Below are 643 nucleotides of genomic sequence, written 5' to 3'. Positions count from 1 at the left end.
CGCAACAATCCAAAGACTTCCAAGCTTTATCGAAAGTTTATAACAAACAACTTGTAAAATCAAAATGAAATTCTTCAACATTTTTATCGTCGTCATTTTCGCCATCCTTGGTCTTCAACAGTCAGTAATGGCTTGCATAAAGGACCGTGATGGTTGCCAACCTGACGGTCGCCAAGGAAATTGTTGTTCTGGATTTTGTCACAAACAACCTGGACGGGTTGCTGGATATTGCAAAAGGCGTTAAATAGTCCATTGAGACCATCTCGAGTTGTGGACCAACACTTTGGTTTGGGATTAGATCCTGAAGATCTGCTGGCGCCTTTGGAAAGGAGTCTGTTTAGATGCCCTGCTGGTTACCTGAGACACTGGAGGACACCATCAGCTGCAAGAGATACCGGTTCAGTGGTAAAAGCTGACAAAGATAAGTTCCAAGTGGATTTGGATGTACAACACTTTAAGCCAGAAGAAATCAAGGTAACAGCTTCTGGTAACACCCTGACCATCGAGGGTAAACATGAAGAGAAACAGGACGAACATGGTTACGTCTCCAGGCATTTCATAAGGAGGTATGTACTACCAGAAGGGCACGACATAAATCAAGTGCAGTCTAATCTGTCCTCTGATGGAGTTTTGAGCATCACGG

At 43.7% G+C, this 643-nt stretch carries 1 protein-coding gene; it reads left to right on the top strand.

Going from position 1 to position 643, the window contains the following annotated elements:
* Positions 1-288 precede the first annotated feature (288 nt).
* Positions 289-643, top strand: a 355-nt coding sequence (locus tag EK369_RS21525; protein ID WP_164727090.1) for an Hsp20 family protein, incomplete at its 3' end; no start/stop codon positions are given.

This window comes from Shimia sediminis, from assembly GCF_003990645.1.
In the GTDB taxonomy this organism is placed as follows: Bacteria; Pseudomonadota; Alphaproteobacteria; order Rhodobacterales; family Rhodobacteraceae; genus Shimia; species Shimia sediminis.
This window is presented reverse-complemented; position numbering and strand designations above follow the sequence as displayed.